This is a genomic window from Amycolatopsis sp. NPDC051071, from assembly GCF_040682875.1.
GTDB lineage: Bacteria > Actinomycetota > Actinomycetes > Mycobacteriales > Pseudonocardiaceae > Amycolatopsis.
In genome coordinates this window covers 1-2,739 of sequence record NZ_JBFBBY010000315.1, presented here as the reverse complement: position 1 = coordinate 2,739, position 2,739 = coordinate 1, and the positions used below count along the sequence as shown (strand labels likewise).

Sequence of the window (2,739 nt, the reverse complement as noted above, 5' to 3'; positions counted from 1 at the left end):
CTCGGCTCAGCCGAGGGAAGGAGTCCTTCACGCGCAACCCAAGTACATGAAGGCCCCCTTCCTGTACCTAGGCTCAAGGAAGGGGGCCTTCATGTACCTCAGGCGAGCACACGGGCGCCGGTACCGAGTGGGTCGGGTCTCGTGAGTGTTTTGGGTCGTTAGAACGACCCTGATCACTCACGACCCCAATCACGAACCGCACCTGGGCATGAATCGGGCATTCTGCAGCGCTGAAGTGTCCTCAGTGGATGGTCAAGGCGCGGCCTGGCTGCGTTGCCCGGCCCGGACCTGCGCCGCGCGAAGCCTCTGCCTTGAGGTCGCGAAGCAGACCTCGCGATCTCAAGGCAAAGACTCGGTCACGCCACATTTGCCTTACCCCTCAATAACGGGAGGCGAGGCACCGGCGTGCATAAAGGTCAGGATGAGAAGTCTTGCCCTACCTCTTGAATATCGGGATCGTTGTTCAATTTAGCCCGCTCAGCCAGCGCGAGCAGCGCTTGCGTGTCGTTCAGTTGCACCAGCAACTCGGCCAGCAGTCGATAATCATCCGCGTCCGCGGTGTCGAGTCGCGTGTCAATGAGCTGTCGGACATCTTGTGCGACTCCTTCCGCCTTCGCCACGACCGATGAAACCCGATGACGCCGAGCCCGGCGAGAAGGTGACGCTATCGCCGTTGCGGCATAGCAATATTTGTCCAGATTGGACAGTCTGAGCTGTCATTTCCCATCCTTATATGACTTTCCCGCCCCAGCCTGCGTGGAAGCGGCTGACCAGCGGTACGAGAGTGTGGATGACGTGAGTCCCGGTCGTGTCAGGGGACGGCCGGAACGCCCTTGCAGGAGGGAGGGACGCAGGTCCCGAACCCCGTCTCGATCCAGAAGAGCAACCAGAGCACGAACGGCCCGATGAACATCAGCACGACGGGAGCCAGTGTGTAGGCCGCTATGACCAGAATGGCGTTCAGGCCGGACTCGATGACCTGGGGGCCCGACCAGGTTCCCCGGGTCACGAGAACGATGCCGCCCACGAGCACGGCAAGGCCGACGAAGATCCAGACCAGTACGGGTGCGAGGACGACGGATACCCAGGCCAGGGCGGTGAACGACGCACCGTGGGGGAACGGTTCGCCGAGTGTGAACCCGCGTAACCCCGCGCCGCAGCCGGCCAGCAGGCCGAACACCGCGGCGGCGATCGCCGACATGCTCAGGGCGGCTCGGCGAAGGTAAAGCCACTCGGTGTCGGGGGTGGGTGGTGTCTGGGTCATGGGACACCTCGCTGGGAGAGATACTCCGTTTCAGAGTATGTCTATACTCCGAAACGAAGTACTTGGCAAGAGGGGGAGGCGGACTTGGCCGGCCGGACCAAGAAGCTCACCACGGTGTCCTATGGCGTCCTGGGTCTGCTCGGACTGCGCCCGCATACGCCCTATGAGCTGGCTCAGCAGTTCAAGCGCAGCGGCACGTTTTGGGCCGCGGCCGAGAGCGTGGTCTACAGCGAGCCCAAGGCGCTGGTAGCCCACGGCCTGGCCACGGCGGCCGCCGAGGCCGACGGCGGGCGGCGCCGCACCCGTTATTCGATCACCCCGGCCGGGCGTCGAGAACTGCGCCGCTGGCTGTCCGGCCCCGCCGCCGAACCGCAGTTCCAGTTCGACGCGATGATGAAGATCCTGTTCTCCGATCTCGGCGACAAGGACGACCTGCTCGGCGCGATCAAAGCGATGCGCGTCTGGGCCGATCAAACCCAGGCCGGCGCGACCATGATCACGCACGACTACGCGGATGGCGACGAGCCGTACCCCGACCGGGCGCATATTGTCGGCCTGACCCAGGCCTACCGGGTCGGACTGGCACAGATGACCCGCCAGTGGGCGGACTGGGCCGAAGAGCAGGTCCGGCAGTGGCCCGATACCCACAGTGGCCCCGACCCCGCCGCTCTGCTGGCACAACTGGGCGCCGGCCGGACACCCTGGTAGCGCGGCGACCGGCGGACCTCCTCTGGCTGTCCAAGGCCTTTGGCAAGTGCGTCATCTACACAGAGCCGACACATCCGGTGACCGTGTGGATTCCGGCGCGTTAGATGATCCACAATCCACACAGTCCCGCACGACAATCCCTGTCACCCCTGAAAGGGGAATTCCCAGAACGATCGCGTCGGGCGTGCGGTGGGTGTCTGCCGGGACGTTGTGGCCACCGGACAGACCGCGGATCTGGCAAGGCCGGTCGATGCCGGTGATCGATTTCTTGTCGGTGGTAGGCGGTAGCCGGTGTATCAGAGCGCCGATTACGCCACTTTCGCCGACGGTGGGGTCGAGATCGGGTTGTCGCGGCTGCCGTGGGCTGATTACCCGTTGGTGTTCTTCAAGGTCGACGACGTCGAGAAGGCCCACGGTGAGCTGGTCGCCTCCGGCGCGACGGTTTTGGTGCAGGACGCCGAAGGGGTGCTGCACCCGGGTGACGGGACCGCGTCGGCAGGGATCGTCAATGCTCCCGGCCGCCGGTTGGCGGTGGTCAAGGCGGCGGACGGAAACCTGGTCGGGATCGCGCAGGATGTTTCTGTGTCCTGGTGAACGTGATGGCGGGCCGGGCTGCGTTTCGTCGTCAGGGCTGATTCGGCCATCCAGCCCGGCCGACGTTGACGATCAGAGCACTAGGGCGTGTCTGGCAAATCTCGTTCGTGGTCTTCGCGCCCAGGCGGTCCCTGGCGGCGTGGGCCCTTCGACCGAGTACGACCCGGTACGAG

At 64.7% G+C, this 2,739-nt stretch carries 4 protein-coding genes; 2 read left to right on the top strand and 2 right to left on the bottom strand.

The window, feature by feature from the left end:
- Nucleotides 1–416: 416 nt before the first annotated feature.
- Nucleotides 417–620, bottom strand: a complete 204-nt coding sequence (locus AB0M65_RS40695; protein WP_364040981.1) for a hypothetical protein — start codon at nt 618–620, stop codon at nt 417–419.
- A gap of 191 nt (nt 621–811) precedes the next feature.
- Nucleotides 812–1,264, bottom strand: coding sequence for a hypothetical protein (locus AB0M65_RS40690; protein WP_364040978.1), 453 nt, complete (start codon nt 1,262–1,264; stop codon nt 812–814).
- A gap of 114 nt (nt 1,265–1,378) precedes the next feature.
- Between AB0M65_RS40690 and AB0M65_RS40685 the strand changes: the two genes are divergently transcribed.
- Complete coding sequence (locus AB0M65_RS40685; RefSeq protein ID WP_364040975.1) at nt 1,379–1,972, top strand: PadR family transcriptional regulator; 594 nt, start codon at nt 1,379–1,381, stop codon at nt 1,970–1,972.
- Nucleotides 1,973–2,263: 291 nt separating this feature from the next.
- The gene (locus AB0M65_RS40680; RefSeq protein ID WP_364040972.1) at nt 2,264–2,566 is read left to right on the top strand and encodes a hypothetical protein; all 303 of its coding nucleotides are present in this window, start codon (nt 2,264–2,266) and stop codon (nt 2,564–2,566) included.
- Nucleotides 2,567–2,739 lie beyond the last annotated feature (173 nt).

Excerpts from the sequence above, each read along its gene's own strand:
- AB0M65_RS40690 (WP_364040978.1), bottom strand. The coding sequence starts at position 1,264 with ATGACCCAGACACCACCCACCCCCGACACCGAGTGGCTTTACCTTCGC.